Here is a 16,525-nt window from a genome sequence, read left to right on the forward strand (position 1 = left end):
AGGGCGTGGCTTTCAAGCGGAGACGCGGGGCTCGGCGAACCACTGCTCAACCAGCCTCACCCAGAAGGTCGCCCCCAGCGGGATCAGGTCGTCGTTGAAATCGTAGCTGGGGTTGTGCAACATGCAGGGGCCGCCGCCGTGCCCCATCTCGCGATGATCGCCATCGCCATTGGCGATGAAGGCGTAGCAGCCAGGACGCTCCTGAAGCATGTAGGCAAAGTCTTCGGCGCCCATGGTTGGCTCTTGGTCCACCACCTGCGCCTCGCCTACGATGTCGGCCAGCACGCGCTTGACGAACGCCGTCTCGGCCGCGTGGTTGACGGTGGGTGGGTAATTGCGCTTGAACTGGAACTCGCAAGTGGCGCCAAACGCCGCACAGGTGTGTTGCGCGATTTCGCCCATCCGGCGCTCGATCATGTCCAGCACCTCCAGCGTGAAGGTGCGCACCGTGCCCTGGATCTCGCAACGGTCGGGCACCACGTTGGTGGCCTCGCCGGTGTGAATCATGGTGACAGAGATCACGCCCGCGTCCACTGGCTTCTTGTTGCGCGTGATGATGGTCTGGAATGCCTGCACCATCTGGCAGGCCACGGGTACCGGGTCGATGCCGTTGTGCGGCAGCGCGGCGTGCGCACCCTTGCCGCGGATGACGATGTGGAACTCGTTGCTCGACGCCATCACCGGCCCGCTGCTGGCGGCGAACGTGCCCACCGGCATTCCCGGCCAGTTGTGCACGCCAAAGACCGCCTCCATCGGAAACTTCTCGAACAGGCCGTCCTTGATCATTTCGCGTGCACCGCCGCCGCCCTCTTCGGCTGGCTGGAAGATCAGATAGACCGTGCCATCGAAATCCCGATGCTTCGCCAGGTGCTGGGCCGCAGCCAGCAGCATGGCGGTGTGGCCGTCGTGGCCGCAGGCGTGCATCTTGCCCGCGTGCTGGCTGGCGTGGGCGAAGGTGTTGTGCTCCTGCATGGGCAACGCGTCCATGTCGGCGCGAAGACCGATGGCGCGACCGTTTTTGCCACCGTCGCGGCCGTGCACAACGCCCACCACGCCGGTGGTACCCATGCCGCGGTGCATCTCGATGCCCCATTCCGCCAGCTTGCCGGCCACCACATCGGCGGTGCGCACTTCCTGATAGCAAAGCTCGGGATGGGCGTGGATGTCGCGCCGCACGGCTGCCATGCCCGCGGCCTGGGTGAGGATGGAATCAATCAGTTTCATGGGTAACCCCTGAGGCGTCCCGCTCTGGGACTGGTGTCAAGCCCCGCATGGTACCCAGTGAGGAGAGTCAGCGCAGCCAGTGCGGATGTCTGCGTGTCACCTGCGCGGCCGCGCCGCCGAAACGCTCAGCGCCGCACCCGCCCGTCTTCGGTCAGCAAGGTGAGCTCGACGAAACTCGATCCGGTGTTCTTGCGCGGACCAAAATCGAGGACAAAGCCACCCAGGTTGACGTTGCGCATCCCCTGCACGGCAGCCAGGAAAGCTTCACGCGTGAGCGCGCGACCCGCGCGCCGAAGCGCTTCGGTGAAGGTCTTGGCGGCCACAAAACCCTCCATGCCAGAGTAGTTGGGCGACAGGCCGCGTTTGTCCTTTAGCGCCGCCAGATATTCGCCCGACAGTGGCGAGACCGGCGCGTACGGAAAAGGCATGACCTGACTGACCACCACGCCGCGCGCCAACGCTCCCAGCTCTTCGCTCAGCGCCTGGGTGCCAACGAAGGACACGTTGTAGAAATTGCCGGCGTAACCCTGCTGACGGGCCAGGCGGATGAACGTGGCACATGCCTTGTAGGCGCCGATCTGAACGATGGCCTCGGGTTTGGCTCCAAGGATGGCCTTCAGCGCTTGCGTCACCTCGGTGCTGTTGCGCTCCACCGTACCGGTGGCCAATGGTGCAAGGTTGAGGGGCTGAAGCGCTCGCGAAACGCCTTCCAGACCCGCCTTGCCGTAAGCGTCGTTCTGATGAAACACCGCGATTTTCTTGATGCCGACCGAGGTGACCTGACGCACGATCGCTGCCGTCTCGTCGAAATAGGAAGCACGCAAGTGGATCGCGTACGGGTTGAACGGATCGCGCAACGCCTGAGCACCGGTGAAAGGCGCAAAGAATGGCAGCCTGGCCTCCGTGGCCAATGGCAGCGCCGCCAGGCTGGTGGGCGTGCCCACATAACCGAACAGTGCAAACACGCCGTCGGCAAGGAACTGCCGGGTGTTGGCTGCACAGCGCTCCGGCTCATAGCCATCATCCATCCGCTGAATCTCGATGCGCCGTCCATTGACGCCACCCTGGGCGTTGACGGCCTCAAAGTGGAGCTGGGCTCCGAGGTGGAACTGAAGCCCCAACTGCGCGGCTCCGCCCGAGAATGGCGCCGACTGACCCAGCACCACCGCCCGCTCGGTCACTCCGATGCCCTGAGCCCGGGCGGCGAGAGGGAAAAGTCCGGTGCTGGCGCCACCCCAGAAAGCCCCCAATCCGGCCAGCGCTTGTCGACGTTGCATGAACCAACCTCCTGATATCCTGTGTCAAACCCTGCATCATGCCCCGTGAAAAAGCCCAGCGCGGCATGATCACGCTAGTGCAAACCCTCAACATCATGACGCCCGATCCGACCTCCGGCAGCGGACATCCGACCAAGCCAGCTGTCACCACTGTGCGCGGCGCCTGCCCGCACGATTGCCCCGATACATGTGCGCTGCTGACCACCGTACAGGACGGCGTTGCGATTCGCGTGCAGGGCAACCCGGACCACCTCCCCACCGACGGCGCCCTGTGTACCAAGGTCTCGCGCTACACCGAGCGCAGCTACCACCCCGAGCGCATCCTGCATCCGCTCAAGCGCATCGGCCCCAAAGGCAGCGGGCAGTTCGAGCCCATGTCCTGGAACGCGGCGCTCAACGAGATTGCGACCCGGCTGCAGGCCATTGCCGCGCGCGATCCGCAGGCCATCCTGCCCTACAGCTACGCCGGCACCATGGGACTGGTGCAGGCCGAGGGCATGGCCGCGCGCTTTTTTCACAAGCTCGGTGCCTCACATCTGGAGCGCACCATCTGCTCTGCCGCGGGAGGCGAAGGCATGATGGCGACGCTTGGTGGAAAAGTGGGCATGAAGGTGGAGCACTTCGCCGAGTCGCGGCTGATTCTGATCTGGGGCAGCAACTCAGTCGCCAGCAACCTGCATTTCTGGCGCCTGGCCCAGCAGGCCAAGCGCGATGGTGCTCGCCTGGTCTGCATCGACCCGCGGCGCACCGAGACCGCCGACAAGTGCCACGACCACATCGCCCTGCGCCCTGGCACCGACGCAGCGCTGGCGCTGGCGCTCATGCACCAGCTCATCACGCACGACTGGCTCGACCACGATTACATCGAACGCCACACCCTGGGCTGGGCCGCGCTGCGCGAGCGTGCCTTGCAATGGCCACCCGAGCGCGCCGCCGAGATATGTGGCGTGCCGGTGCAGCAGATCACCGACCTGGCTCGCGCCTACGGCACCACCCGGCCCGCTGCAATAAGGCTCAACTACGGCATGCAGCGCGTGCGCGGCGGTGGCAATGCGGCTCGCGCCATCGCCTGTCTGCCGGCGATGGTGGGCGCCTGGCGGCACCGCGCTGGCGGGCTGCTGCTGTCGTCGTCGGGCCATTTCCCCATCGACCGCGCCGCCCTGCACCGGCCCGACCTGCTGGCCGGCCGCACGCCACGCACCCTCAACATGAGCACCATTGGTGACGACTTGCTGCGCCAGACCTCGACCGAGTTCGGGCCGAAAATCGAGGCGCTGATCGTCTACAACAGCAACCCGGTGGCGGTGGCGCCCGACTCGGGACAGGTGGTGCGAGGGTTTGAGCGCGAAGACCTGTTCACCGTGGTGCTCGAACACTTCCAGACCGACACCGCCGATCACGCCGACATCGTTCTGCCCGCCACCACCCAGCTCGAACACTGGGACATCCACGCCAGCTACGGCCACACCGATGTGCTGCTCAACCGACCGGCCATCGCACCACTGGGCCAGGCACGCAGCAACGCCGCCATCTTCCGCGACCTGGCCTCGCGAATGGGTTTCACCGAGCCCTGTTTCCAGGATGGCGACGAAGCCCTCTGCCGCACCGCCTTCGGAGACCGCATCGATTTCCAGTCCCTGCTCGATCGGGGCTACGCCACGCTGCCGTTGCCCGATGCGCCGTTTGCCAAGGGTGGCTTCCCCACACCCTCGGGACGCTGCGAATTCGCCAGCAGCCGGCTCGCCGCGCAAGGTCTCGATCCGCTGCCCGAACACCTGCCGAACCACGAGCCACTCGGCAGCAGTCTGCGCTACCCGCTGGCCATGATCTCGCCGCCAGCGCGCAACTTCCTCAACTCCAGCTTCGTCAACGTGAAAAGTCTGCGCAACATCGAAGGCGAGCCGCTGCTGGAGATCTGCGCCCAAGATGCTGCCGCGCGTGGCATCGAGAGCGGCGAGGTGGTGCGCGTATTCAACAGCCGGGGCGAGCATCGTTGCAAAGCGAAGGTATCTTCTCGCGCGCGCCCCGGCGTGGTCCACGGCCTGGGCATCTGGTGGCGCAAACTGGGGCTGGATGGCACCAACGTCAATCAGCTCACCAGCCAGCACCTGACCGACCTGGGACGCGGGCCCGTGTTTTACGATTGCTTGGTGGAAGTCGAGAAATCATGACCTCCCCTGCGCCGCTTCGCGTCCTTCCCCTTGGCCAGGGAGAAAGCTCCCGTGGCCCAGCCAAGGCCGCTTCAAGGAGCGTTCTGTGCATCTCGCTGGCGGCCATGCTTCTGGCGGGCTGCGCCGGCCCCACCACCGGCGTCGGCTACTACTGGCAATCTGCCAGCGGCCACCTGCATCTGATGCGTGCGGCGCGACCGGTGCAGGACTGGTTGCAGGACGAACAGGCCTCGGCCGCGCTCAAGGCCCGGCTTGAAGTGTCGCAGCGCATCCGCGCCTTCGCCGTCAGCGAGCTGGCGCTGCCCGACAACGCCAGCTACCGGCGTTACGCCGACCTGGGCCGCCGCGCTGCGGTCTACAACGTGGTCGCCGCGCCGGCCCTGTCGCTCACGCTGCAGACCTGGTGTTTCCCGGTAGTGGGCTGCGTGGGCTACCGAGGCTACTTCGATGAAGCCAACGCCCAAGCCTTCGCAGACAGCCTGCCGGACGACCTGGAGGTCGCGGTCTACCCGGTGCCGGCATACTCCACCCTGGGCTGGACCAACTGGCTCGGCGGCGACCCGCTGCTCAACACCTTCATCGGCTACCCAGAGGGCGAACTGGCGCGGCTGGTGTTCCATGAACTGGCGCACCAAGTGCTGTACGTGAAGGATGACACGCGCTTCAACGAGTCTTTCGCGACCGCGGTCGAGCGCATCGGTGGTGAGCGCTGGCTGACCCAGGAGGCCAGCCCCCAGGCCAAGGCGGAATACGCAGTATTCGATGCGCGCCGCCGCGAATTCCGCGCGCTTTCCCGCTCGGTGCGCGAGCAGCTTCAGGCTGTCTACACCCACGCCGCCTGGAGCGACGCGGAGAAGCTGCAACGCAAGGCCAACGTGATGGACGGTTTTCGTGCGGCCTACGCCGCTCTCAGGGCAAGCTGGAGCGACTACCCCGGCTTTGACGCCTGGGTGGCGCGCGCCAACAATGCCAGCTTTGGCGCCCAGGCAGCCTACGACGATCTGGTGCCCGGCTTCCTCGCCCTGTTCGAGCGCGAGGGTCAGGACTTCAACCGGTTTTATGATGCGGTTCGCGCGCTGGGTCAGCAGCCCCCCGAGCAGCGCACGGCGACCTTGCAGGAACTGGGTCTGCAGACCCGACTGGCCGAACAGACGCTCCCGCCCGCAAGCCCGAAACTTCGCTGATCTTCATTCCGACGCAGGACACCCATGGCCGACATTCACATCCGACGCAATCACCACCTGGGTCTCGCCGGGGCGCGCAAGATCGCTTGGCAGTGGGCCGAACAGGCTGAAAGCGAGTTCGGCATGAGCTGCACGTACGAAGAAGGCGGCAACTGCGATGAGGTCTGCTTCACCCGCAGCGGCGTCGACGGCACGCTCACCGTCTCGGCCGATCATTTCGAGCTCGACGCCAAGCTCGGTTTCCTGCTCGGTGCATTCAAGGAACGCATCGAATCGGAGATCGTGAAAAACCTCGACGAGTTGCTTGCTGCGAAGAAGCCCGCAGCGCGCAAGAAAAAAACCTGAGGAATCCGGCGGCGGCGCCACCGGCTGCCACCTGACTCAGCTCAACGACTGGATCAGATCCACGTACTGCTGCATGGCATCGTCCTTCGACGTGCCCTTGCAACTGTTCCAGGCATCCCACTTAGCGCGACCCACCATATCGCCAAAGCCGGGCTTTTTGTCCGCGTTGTCGCCCGTGGTGGCCTGCTTGTACAGGCCGTAGATTTTCAGCAATGTGGCGTTGTCGGGACGCTCGCTGAGATTCTTGGAACCGGCCACAGCGGCCTCGAAACGCGTCTTCAGATCGGACATGAGGGACTCCTAAAGAATGGGACACAGGCCAGGCGTACCGCGACACCGGCATCAGGGCTCGCCCGGTATCTTACGTGCTGAGGTCGCGGCACAATAGGCCGCTCACCCCAAGTCAGAAGCCTCACCCTTGCCGCACCACACCGTGGCGCCCAGGCGCGGAGGCCACAGGAGACAACATGGTCCAGCGCATCGCCCACGCCCCAGGCACTCCTCCGGCGCACACCCGGCCCGCCGCTCGCAAGAGGACCGGCCAGACCGCGCCAGCGGCCAGGGCGCGTGCCGCTGCGCCGACGCTGGTCAGCGCGCTGGGCCTGGAGGGCGAGCGCATGAGCAAGGTCGACACCGCCTGGCTGCGCATGGATTCCGACACCAACCTGATGATGATCGTGGGCATCTGGGTCTTGCGCCCTGGTGTGTCGCTGAACGATTTGCAGCAACGGGTTCAGGAGCGCCTGCTGCCCTACCGGCGCTTCGTGCAGATCGCCCGCCAGGACGCCGCAGGAGCCCACTGGATCGACGACCCCGACTTCGACATCAACCGCCATGTGGTGACCGGAACTCTGAAGCACGAGCGCGGACAGTCCGAGCAGGAGGCTTTGCAGGCCCGCGTGGCCCTCCTTGCCACGCAGTCGCTCGATCACGAACACCCGCTCTGGTGTTTTGAGCTGATCGAAAACCACGACGGTGGCTCGGCCCTGATCGCACGCATTCACCACTGCATTGGCGACGGCATCGCCCTCATCAGCGTCATGATGAGCCTGGTCGACGGTGGCAACCTGCCGCCCCAACGCAAAAAGCGCGCGCGCAAAGCCGGCATGGAAGCAGCCGAAGACTGGGTCGCTGACACGCTGATCCGCCCGCTGGGCGACCTGACCGCGCGCGCACTTGAAGTGGCAGGCGGTGGCGCGGCCCGATCGTTTTCGATGATGGCTTCGCCCCAGCAGGGCCTGAACGACACCCTGGGTGGCGCGATGGATCTGGCGCGCATGGGCGGGCAACTGGCCAGCGACCTGGCCGCGCTTGCGCTCATGCCTGACGACTCGACCACCCGCCTGAAAGGCCAGCCCGGCGGCACCAAACGCGTCGCGTGGTGCGAACCGCTGCCGCTTGACGAGGTCAAGGCCATCGGCAAGGCGCTGAACTGCTCGATCAACGACGTCCTGCTGAGCTGCGTGGCCGGCGCCATCGGCTCCTACCTGCGCGAGATGGGCGACGACACCGATGGCCAGGAAATTCGCGCCATGGTGCCCATCAACCTGCGACCCATGGAGGACGCCTGGAAGTTGGGCAACCGCTTTGGTCTGGTGCCGCTGGTCTTGCCGATCGGGCTGGACAACCCGATTGAGCGCGTGTTCGCGGTGCGCGCGCGCATGAACGCGCTCAAGGGAAGCCTGCAACCATTGCTGACCTTTGGTCTGCTGTCGGTCGCCGGCTTGCTGATCAAGCCGGCGCAGGACGCCTTGCTCAGCCTGTTCGGCAAGAAGACCACCGCGGTGATGACCAATGTGCCCGGCCCGGCCACCAAGCTCAAGCTGTGTGGTGCCACGCTGGAGCAAAACATGTTCTGGGTCCCCCAGACCGGTACGGTCGGTCTGGGCGTGTCCATCCTGAGCTATGGCGGCGGCGTGCAGTTCGGCGTGATTGCCGACACCGCCCTGTGCCCCGATCCCCAGCGCATCATCGATCAGTTCGCGCCCGAGTTCGAGCGGCTGCTGATGGTGACGTTGATGCTGCCTTGGACAGAGTGAGCCTCCCGCGCCGCGCCTGCGGCGCGGGGGGAGTCAATGCGCGCGGCGCGGGGAGGGTTACAGCCTTTTGCTGGCCACTTCCAGCAGCCCGTCAAAGATCAGGCTGTCCACCAGTTCGACCGGGTTGGACATGCTGGGAGCCATTTTCCAACCGGCACCACCGGTCATGTAGACCATCGGCTCGTCGCCGCAATGGCGGCGAAGGTTGTCGACCATGCGTTGCACCGCGCCTGAGATGGCGAAGGTCCCGCCGCTGGTGAGGGCGTCGCTGGTGTTGGTGGGGAAATCGCGCACCTCGCCTGTGGGAACGTGCAGGCCGGCGGTGCCGGATTCTAGCGCGCGCAGCATGATGCCGTGTCCGGGCAAGATGATGCCACCCAGGAAGTTGCCCTCGGCGTCGATTGCCTCGACCGTCACGGCGGTGCCCACCATCACCACGACGCAGGGCCGTGCCGGGCCCTGAGCCAGCAGCCGCTGGCGGGCGCCGATCATGGCGACCCAGCGGTCGGAGCCCAGCCGTGCCGGGTGGTCGTAGCCGTTGGTGAGCCCGGCCTCGTGCTGGCTGGACACCACCCAGCGTGGATTCACATCCCACAGCTCCAGTTGCTCTTCGACCCGGCGTTTGACCGCATCGCCGGCAACCACACAGCCCACCACCCAATGCGGCGCATCCAGCGCTCGCCAGTCGCCTTCGGCCAGGGTTTCGATGTTTTCGAGGAATTGCGCGCCGTGGGCAATCAAACGCGCGCCGACCTTGGGAGCGTCGTAAACAGCCCACTTCAGACGGGTGTTTCCGACGTCCAGTGCCAAAAAAGTCATGCGCGCATTATCTCCACGCCACCCCGCTCACCCTGCCGCAGTGCAACATGGGCGGTTCAACCGCTCAGATCAGACCGATCCAGCAGGCGCGCTGCACCGCGGCGAGCTTGTTGTCGGTCTGCAGCTTGGCCATGGCGTTGGCCAGGTGGTAATTGACCGTGCGCTCGGAGCAGTCCATGCGAGCGGCCGTCTCGCGCGCCGTGAGACCCTCGAAGGCCAGGTTGAGACTTTCCTGCTCGCGCGGGCTCAGGCTCACGCGCTGCTCGGCGATCGCTCGTCGCAGCATGGGCCAGATGTTGTAGGCCGACCAAGCGAGGGCGGCAGCCTCGGATCGGCTGGAGAACGCCCGCGGACTGAACATGAAACACTCGAAGGCCCGCCCCGCCGGCAGGCTGAACGCCACACGCACCAACGTCTGGTGGCCGTGCGCCAGCCACAGACGGCGCCAACGGCTGGCTTGTTCAAAAGACGCCTTGGAAATTTCCTGCCAGGCCACGAGTGGCGCATCGCTTTCGCGCCAGGCAGCGCCGAAGTCCCGGCTCTCAGCCAGGGCCTGGGCCGCACCGAGCAACCGCGGCGGATGCACGGCCAGTACCTCCCTGTCGTCGCGCCCAGCCAGGGGGTTAGGGCCGAGCACCACCACCGACTCCACGCCCTGGTCGCTCAGCGCGGCGACCCAGTCAGCCAAAACCGCATCCACACCAAGGTTGTCAAAGTTGACAGGCAGTGTCATGGTCGTTACACCCGAATGCACGGACAATCGCTGCTTTTCTCGAGCCTTCGGCACAAGTGGGCAAAGATTGTCGTTGGAAGGAGTACATGTTGCCCTTGGACCGGTTGTGGTTCCACAGCGCGAGAGCCCGATTGTTCCGGTGGTTCATGACCGAGGTCGTCCATGAGCCACTCGACCTCATTTTGCACGCGTCCGCCGCCAGATTGAAGTGGACGGGATTTGCCCTCTGTTCGGGCAACATCTTCTTCTGGCTGGTTTGGACGCAGTGGCTGCCGCAGCCCTTCGAAAGTGCGCCAGTGCGATTCACGCTATCGATCAGTGGTCTGCTGTTTTTATCCAACTCAATCAATCGCGATGTGAGCTCCCGGTGGAGTGTCTGGACGTTTTCGCTCGTCTGCTTTGTGAGCATGCCCGTTTTCTTTTTCTGGATGTACTGGATGAATCAGGGAAATGCCGTGTGGCTCGCCAGCGTCTGCGGCATGCTGCTCATCTACTACAACCTGACGGACTGGCGTGTGGCGACGATTGGCAGCTGCCTCGGATTGATCTTGGGATGCGCATTTTCCTATCTGATGGCTCAAGAGACCCTACCACTTCCGCCCGAAAATCTGCTCGCTATCGGTTTTGCCTGGGTGTCCGCCGTGCTCCTTGGTCTTTCCAGCGCCAACTTGCGCCGTACCCGCCTGATCAACACCCTGAGCACGATGGCCGTGATGGCACATGAGTTGCGCACGCCACTGGCCACGGTGAACCTGATGGGCGACGTGCTGCGCACGCTGGCGCGCAACGACGTGCCAGAAGGCAAACGCAAGAAGATCGAAGAGCTGTCCACCCGCCTGCAAAATCTCGTGCGCAGCATGAACCGGCAGATCGACACCCAGATTTCCAATGCGCAACTGCTGCGCCTGCCTCGCGAACAGTCTCCGGTCATGGCGGGCGATCTGGTCAGTGAAGTGATCAACAACTACCCCTATCGGTCCACCCGAGAGCGCGACTGCGTGCGGCTTCACATCCAGGAAGACTTCTGTTTCATGGCTTCGCGCCCACTGTTCATGCAGGTGATCACCAACCTGCTCAAAAACGCGCTGCACTCTCTGGCCTCGGCCAGCACCGCACCCAACCCGGGCGACCTGCGCATCGATGTCGGCGTGCACCGAGGCAAGGGCCGCATTGCGGTGTCCGATGACGGCGTGGGCATTGCCCATGAGCAGCAGGCACGGATCTTTGAACCCTTTTTCTCCACCCAGGCCGGCGCTGGCAACGGCCTGGGCCTGACCTTCTGCAAGAACGTGGTGGAAGCCGCCCACGGCACCATCAGCGTGCACTCCGTGCCCACCATGGGCGCAGTCTTCATGGTCGATCTGCCCATCTACCGGGACGCTCACTGAGCACGCCTGCAGTTCTAGCTGAACACCACATGGCACTCACACTATCCCTTTTCCATCGACCCGGCAGCGTGCTGTTCCTGGACGACGACGCCGAGTATCTCGAGATGCTGGGCATGGTGATCCCGGCGCACTGGCAGGTCGAGCTGTATTCGCGACCCGCTGCCTTTTCTCGCCGCATGCGCGACGAGCCGGCGCGCTGGGAAGCCGACGCCGCGGCCCAGTTGCAGATGATCGACCGCTGGCGCCAGGGCCAGCCCCTGCTGCCCCAGGTGCTGCGCTACTGGGCCAACCACCCGCAACGCCACCAGCTGGCCAAGACCTGCGTGGTCGACTACGCCATGCCAGGCACCAATGGCTTGCAGGTGCTCGAAACGCTGATCGACTGGCCCGGTGCCCGCGTTCTGCTCACGGGCCAGGCCGACGAGCAAGTCGCGGTGCAGGCGTTCAACCAGGGCCTGATCGACCAATTCGTACCCAAGCAGGCGCGCGACATCACCCGCCTGCTGCTGGGCGCTTTGCGAAAACTGGGGAACTCACCTCACCCGCGCGTCAACACCTTGTGGCGGGCCACGCTGCGGCCCGCCCAACAGTCCATGCTGCAGATTCCGGCGGTCGCGCAGGCGCTGCAGAACTATGCCGAGAAGCACTGGGTCGAGTACGTCGTGCTCGACCAGCCCTTTGGCCTGCTGGGCATGGACGTCGACGGGCGTTGCCACTGGCTCCAGCTGGAGGCGAAGTCCAGCCTGGGTGACCTGGCGGAGCTGGCCAGTTCGGCCGGCCTCGGACTCGAGGCGGTCCGGGCTGTGGAACAAGGTCACCGGCTTGTGGCGATCGAATTGCACCAGCACCTCGGACTGCGAGGTGCGGTCCGCACCGCGCCGTCCATGTCCATGGGCGACGATGACACGCTGCGTGCAGCGCTATTCAGCCTCGAACCGGAAGACCTGCCTGCGCCGATCTACCCCTACCGCCACTTTCTGGAGGCACAGGGCGATCGGCTCATTCAGGACGATTGAGCCGCGTTGAGCCGGGCGCGTCGCGCAATCGGCCACTCCCATGGTTTGACAATGGGCGCGATCTCGCGAGCGACCAGCTCAACATGCGCCAGTTCAGAATCCGTCAGCGATGCGTCCAGCGTCAGACGCACGATCGTCCTGCTGCTGGTGGTCGCCGGGGCGCAAAACACCGCGCCAAAAACCTCCCGCTCCTCCAGGCAATCTCGCAGAACCATCGTATCTGCCTCGGTGCCAGCTTCCAGGGCGATGATTTGCTCTGTTCCTTGATGAACCGGAAAGCCAATGTCAGAGAGCGACTGTCTCATCGCTTTTGACGCATGGTGCAGCCGCTGCCGCTGCGCGTCGCAGCCTTGAATCACGTCCAAAGTGGCATCGAGCGCCGCCACTTCGTGGGGCAACAGACACGAACTGAAAATGTTCTGGAAGCTGGTACTCAAGATGTAGTTGCGCAGGCCCGTCGGGATATTGAAATAACCGGCACGCCCAGCAAACGACTTGGCCAAGCTTGAGGTGATGAAATGCACCCGGTGAGAAAGGCCCAAGGCTTGACACAGTCCAGAGCCCCCAGGCCCATGCGTGCCAAGTGAGTGGGACTCGTCCACCAGTATCATGCAGCCCGCTGATTCGGCGACATCCACCATCACCTCCAAAGGACACACAGCACCCGTGGTGCTGTAGACAGAGTCAACAATGACGAGGCCAACGCCGTGCTTGCGAACAAGGCGTTGCAGGTGTCCCATATCGTTGTGGCGAAATGGGTGGACAGGCGCCCCCCCTCGCCTCGCGCCCTCCCACAACGAAGCGTGCGCCAGCATGTCGATGTAAACGGGGGTCTGCTCGTCGGTGATGCACTGCAAAAGGCCGACGTTGGCTGCGTACCCAGACTGGCACAAGATGCCATCGTCTTTGCCAATCCATTGAGCCATCTTCCTTTCAAAGGCCCGCACTGGGTGCGTTTCCAACAGGAAGCAGCCGGACTGGATCACGAATTCAGCGTCTTCGCGGATGGCGGCGGTTTGGGCTGCCACGATTTGCGGGTGCCCCGTCAGGCTCAGGTAGTCGTTGCCATTCAGTCGCACGGCGTTTGGCCCGGGATCTCTGCCGTGCACCAGCGACCGGCCACCCCAAGGGCCATTCCAGCGCTGGACAAAGTCGCGCTCAATACGATCGCAAAGGTGTGCGGTCATTGCCGGGTTAATACTCGTCGGCACCCGGACCAGTTCAAGCGTTTCCATGGGGATATCCTCAATGAGATGGAACAAAACCTCATTGAAGAAAGGAATCTGTGAAAAACTGCACACCACCTGTCAGTCTTAGCAGGGGGTGTTACGCTTTCTTATCAATTTCCGTGCCAGAGCTGACGATAACGCGCCGTCAAAACAACGGTTTCGTGAAATAACGCACAGGTGCTTGCCAGGAGCCCAGAAATGCGCTTCGGGCTCAGTTTTGCCGCCAGGGCAGGCCGAGGTGCCGCCATCCACCCAGCTTGCCGCGCTGTGCGTGGGCATCCGGATCCCCTTCAAAACCACCCAGGATGTTGAAAGCCAGCAGACCCAGTTCGGTGGCGCGCTTGGCAGCGGCAATCGAGCGCACGCCGCTGCGGCACATCAGCACCAGTTTCTTGTTGCCGGCCGCCGCCGCGCGGATCTGCTCGTCAAACGCCGGGTTCAGCGCCATGCCCGGCCACTGTTTCCAGGCCACCGGCACCGCTCCAGGCACAAAGCCCACCCACTCGCGCTCGGCATCGGTGCGCACATCGACCAGCACCGCCTCGCCCGATTGCATCCACTCCCAGGCAAGCGGGGCGGACACGTCGCCGGCATACCCGGCCTGCACTGGCCTCGGCTGCATCAGCAGCGCGCCGTCCAGATCGTGGCGCAGGCCCGAGGTGAGGTTGGCGGGTACAGCTTCATCAATTCGGCGCGGCCTGGGTAGGTTCAGCGCCTCCATGATGGCGACGAACTCAGCCTCGCTCTTTCCGGCTACGCGCGCATTGCCGGTTTTCTCCTGGCCAATGGTGGAATGCGTGCGCCCCTGGTAATCGTGTCCGGGCCAGACGGTGGTGTCGTCGGGAAGTGCAAACAAAATCTGCGTGATGCTGTGGAAAAGCGCCTGCGCGCTGCCAGACTGAAAGTCGGTGCGACCACAGCCGTTGATGAGCAGGGTGTCACCGGTGAACACGTGATCGCGCCAGACGAAACTCATGCTGCCTTCGGTGTGGCCAGGCGTGTGCAACGCCTTCAACACCTCTTCGCCAAAACTCAGTGTGTCGCCGTGCTGCAGCTGAACGCCAGCGGTGCCGATGCCGCAGCCCACCGGAGCCGCGGTGCGCGCACCGGCCAGCTCGGCGAGCTTGCCTGCGCTGGTGATGTGATCGGCGTGCGCGTGGGTCTCAACCGTCCAGACCAGCTTGAGCCCGTATTCGCGCAGCGTGTCCAGATCGCGCTCAATCTGCTCGTCGACCGGGTCGATGATCAGCGCCTCGCGGGTAGCGAGATCGAACAGCACGTAGGTGTAGGTACTGGACGCGGGATCAAACAGCTGGATCGGTCTCATGATGACTCCGGGACGTTTCAGGAAAAGCGGGCGAGCAGATCGGCCACGTCGTCGGCAGGCACATCCCCCTGCGCGATCACACAGCCCACCAGGCTGAAAAAGGTCTTGTCCAGCGCCTTGCGCGCCGCAGCCAGCTGCTGGGCCACCTTTTCACAATCGGCATCGGATTCGATGAGCTTTTGAATGCCTCGCAACTGGCCCTCGGCGCGCTTGAGGCGCAACACGATGGATCTTTTTCGGGCGGCGTCGTGAATGATCATGGCAGTGTTGGTGCAAGGCGTGCTTTCGGGGTACCGATGACAGCTCATCGCATACCACTGGGGGTGTCGGTCGATTTTCTCTGTTTTCGCTCCGCCGACGATGCAAACTGAAGCGCAGATGCGGTGGCTGTCTGTCGCACACGCGTCAAGGAGAAAAAAGAATTTTGCGCCCGCTGGTCAATTTACCTTTGAAATCAAGCATTTAAAAAAAATAGGGGGAAGTGCCAATGGGGAAAACCCGAGCACACGAAAGCCGGGTTGGCCGCGACGATCAACGGTGACCCTGTCGGGAATTCGACCTCCGTACCGGGGCACCCAAGCAACATCACAGGAGACACGATGACCCAAGTTCACGAAGACGCTCAATCCCAGGCCAGCAAGGCTCCTGACGGAAACCGCCGCCGTTTCTTTGGCAAGGCGGCTTCTGCTGTCGTGGCAGCCCCCCTGATTGGCGCGCCCATGATCGCCGTTGCACAGGCCCCGGTGGTGTTCAAGATGCAGGGGTCCTGGGGTCCCAACGAAATCTTCAGCGAAATGGCGCAACAGTACGTCACCCGCGTGAACGAAATGTCCGGTGGCCGCCTGAAAATCGAGTACCTGCCTGCGGGTGCCGTGGTCAAGCCTTTCGAGATCATTGATGCCGTGAGCAAAGGCGTGCTCGACGGTGGTCACCACGTGTCCGGATACTGGTACGGCAAGTCCAAAGTGGCCTCCTTGTTCGGCACTGGCCCCGTCAGCGGTGCCACCCCAGAAATCGGGCTGAGCTGGATCCACATCGGTGGCGGCCAGCAACTGTGGGACAAGCTTGTCGCCAAGATGAACCTCAACGTCGTTGGCTTTTTCTCCTTCCCCATGCCCTCGCAGCCTCTGGGATGGTTCAAGCAGGCCCCGCCAAAGACAGCCGCTGCGCTCAAGGGCTTCAAGTACCGCACCATCGGTCTGGCAGCCGACCTGATGCAGGAACTCGGCATGGCCGTGGCTCAGCTGCCCGGCGGCGAGATCGTTCCCGCCATGCAGCGCGGTGTGATCGACGCGTTCGAATTCAACAACCCCACTGCTGACATGCGCTTTGGTGCGCAAGACGTGTCGAAGTTTTATTCGATGGGCTCCTTCCACCAGGCTCAGGAATTCTTCGAGATCATCTTCAACAAGGACAAGTACAACGCTTTGCCTGCGGACCTCAAGGCCATCTTGAAGTACGCGGCCGAAGCGGCTTCGACCGCATCCACGGCCCTGGCTCACGAGAACTACTCGAAAGATCTGCAAGAGCTGATCGTCAAGCACAAGGTTCAGGTGTCACGCACCACCACCGACGTTTACCGCGGTCAACTGGCCGCCTGGGACACAGTCACGGCCAAGCTGGAGAAGGAAGTCGACATGTTCAAAGAAGTGAACGACTCCCTCAAAGCCTGGTCGCGCCGCGTCGGTTTTTATCACTTCACCAACGAAGCCAACTACAAGATGGCTTTTGAGCACGTGCAGAAAACCAAGCTGCCCGTCTGACGACTGGCTC

15 protein-coding genes and 1 pseudogene are annotated in these 16,525 nt (G+C 63.7%); 7 read left to right on the forward strand and 9 right to left on the reverse strand.

Annotated features, from left to right (window positions below; genetic code table 11):
- Window positions 1-12: 12 nt before the first annotated feature.
- Window positions 13-1,224: a M20 aminoacylase family protein gene (locus tag QUV25_RS03725; RefSeq protein WP_300861407.1), complete on the reverse strand. Its 1,212-nt coding sequence runs from the start codon at window positions 1,222-1,224 to the stop codon at window positions 13-15.
- A 125-nt stretch (window positions 1,225-1,349) separates the two neighbouring features.
- Entirely contained in the window at window positions 1,350-2,501 is a 1,152-nt protein-coding gene (locus tag QUV25_RS03730; protein WP_300861408.1) for an ABC transporter substrate-binding protein, read from the reverse strand.
- Between the two features lie 95 nt (window positions 2,502-2,596).
- Between QUV25_RS03730 and QUV25_RS03735 the strand changes: the two genes are divergently transcribed.
- From QUV25_RS03735 to QUV25_RS03745, 3 genes are all read left to right on the forward strand, one after another.
- Complete coding sequence (locus QUV25_RS03735; protein ID WP_300862014.1) at window positions 2,597-4,672, forward strand: molybdopterin oxidoreductase family protein; 2,076 nt, start codon at window positions 2,597-2,599, stop codon at window positions 4,670-4,672.
- A 104-nt stretch (window positions 4,673-4,776) separates the two neighbouring features.
- Window positions 4,777-5,856, forward strand: coding sequence for an aminopeptidase (locus QUV25_RS03740; RefSeq protein ID WP_300862016.1), 1,080 nt, complete (start codon window positions 4,777-4,779; stop codon window positions 5,854-5,856).
- Between the two features lie 24 nt (window positions 5,857-5,880).
- The gene (locus QUV25_RS03745) at window positions 5,881-6,201 is read left to right on the forward strand and encodes a polyhydroxyalkanoic acid system family protein (RefSeq protein ID WP_300861410.1); all 321 of its coding nucleotides are present in this window, start codon (window positions 5,881-5,883) and stop codon (window positions 6,199-6,201) included.
- 36 nt (window positions 6,202-6,237) lie between these two features.
- Here the strand turns inward: QUV25_RS03745 and QUV25_RS03750 are convergent, their stop codons facing one another.
- Window positions 6,238-6,492 (reverse strand): acyl-CoA-binding protein, encoded by a 255-nt coding sequence (locus QUV25_RS03750; protein ID WP_300861411.1) that lies wholly within the window; start codon window positions 6,490-6,492, stop codon window positions 6,238-6,240.
- Window positions 6,493-6,818: 326 nt separating this feature from the next.
- Between QUV25_RS03750 and QUV25_RS03755 the strand changes: the two genes are divergently transcribed.
- Complete coding sequence (locus QUV25_RS03755) at window positions 6,819-8,240, forward strand: wax ester/triacylglycerol synthase family O-acyltransferase (protein ID WP_300862019.1); 1,422 nt, start codon at window positions 6,819-6,821, stop codon at window positions 8,238-8,240.
- Between the two features lie 57 nt (window positions 8,241-8,297).
- Here the strand turns inward: QUV25_RS03755 and QUV25_RS03760 are convergent, their stop codons facing one another.
- A complete protein-coding gene (locus QUV25_RS03760) occupies window positions 8,298-9,059 on the reverse strand; it encodes a type III pantothenate kinase (RefSeq protein ID WP_300861412.1) in 762 nt (253 codons plus the stop codon).
- Window positions 9,060-9,123: 64 nt separating this feature from the next.
- A complete protein-coding gene (locus QUV25_RS03765; protein WP_300861414.1) occupies window positions 9,124-9,792 on the reverse strand; it encodes a helix-turn-helix transcriptional regulator in 669 nt (222 codons plus the stop codon).
- A 407-nt stretch (window positions 9,793-10,199) separates the two neighbouring features.
- On the opposite strand from QUV25_RS03765, the gene QUV25_RS03770 reads away from it, so the two are divergent.
- Both QUV25_RS03770 and QUV25_RS03775 read left to right on the forward strand, forming a co-directional pair.
- On the forward strand, window positions 10,200-11,180 hold the full coding sequence (locus QUV25_RS03770) for a HAMP domain-containing sensor histidine kinase (protein WP_300861415.1): 981 nt from the start codon (window positions 10,200-10,202) through the stop codon (window positions 11,178-11,180).
- A gap of 29 nt (window positions 11,181-11,209) precedes the next feature.
- Window positions 11,210-12,196: a response regulator gene (locus QUV25_RS03775; RefSeq protein ID WP_300861416.1), complete on the forward strand. Its 987-nt coding sequence runs from the start codon at window positions 11,210-11,212 to the stop codon at window positions 12,194-12,196.
- Here QUV25_RS03775 and cqsA read toward each other — a convergent pair.
- From cqsA to QUV25_RS03795, 4 genes and pseudogenes are all read right to left on the reverse strand, one after another.
- Window positions 12,184-13,431, reverse strand: a complete 1,248-nt coding sequence (gene cqsA, locus QUV25_RS03780; RefSeq protein ID WP_300861417.1) for an alpha-hydroxyketone-type quorum-sensing autoinducer synthase — start codon at window positions 13,429-13,431, stop codon at window positions 12,184-12,186. The two genes, QUV25_RS03775 and cqsA, sit on opposite strands and share 13 nt — an antisense overlap.
- A gap of 205 nt (window positions 13,432-13,636) precedes the next feature.
- Window positions 13,637-14,047, reverse strand: coding sequence for a rhodanese-like domain-containing protein (locus QUV25_RS03785; RefSeq protein WP_300862021.1), 411 nt, complete (start codon window positions 14,045-14,047; stop codon window positions 13,637-13,639).
- Between the two features lie 204 nt (window positions 14,048-14,251).
- A pseudogene (locus tag QUV25_RS03790) lies at window positions 14,252-14,752 on the reverse strand (MBL fold metallo-hydrolase); the annotation flags it as partial.
- Between the two features lie 17 nt (window positions 14,753-14,769).
- On the reverse strand, window positions 14,770-15,012 hold the full coding sequence (locus QUV25_RS03795) for a metal-sensing transcriptional repressor (RefSeq protein ID WP_300861419.1): 243 nt from the start codon (window positions 15,010-15,012) through the stop codon (window positions 14,770-14,772).
- Between the two features lie 339 nt (window positions 15,013-15,351).
- Here QUV25_RS03795 and QUV25_RS03800 point away from each other — a divergent pair, with 339 nt between their 5' ends.
- Window positions 15,352-16,515, forward strand: coding sequence for a TRAP transporter substrate-binding protein (locus QUV25_RS03800; protein ID WP_300861420.1), 1,164 nt, complete (start codon window positions 15,352-15,354; stop codon window positions 16,513-16,515).
- Window positions 16,516-16,525: the final 10 nt, after the last annotated feature.

This window comes from Hydrogenophaga sp. (assembly GCF_030373245.1).
GTDB lineage: Bacteria > Pseudomonadota > Gammaproteobacteria > Burkholderiales > Burkholderiaceae_C > Hydrogenophaga.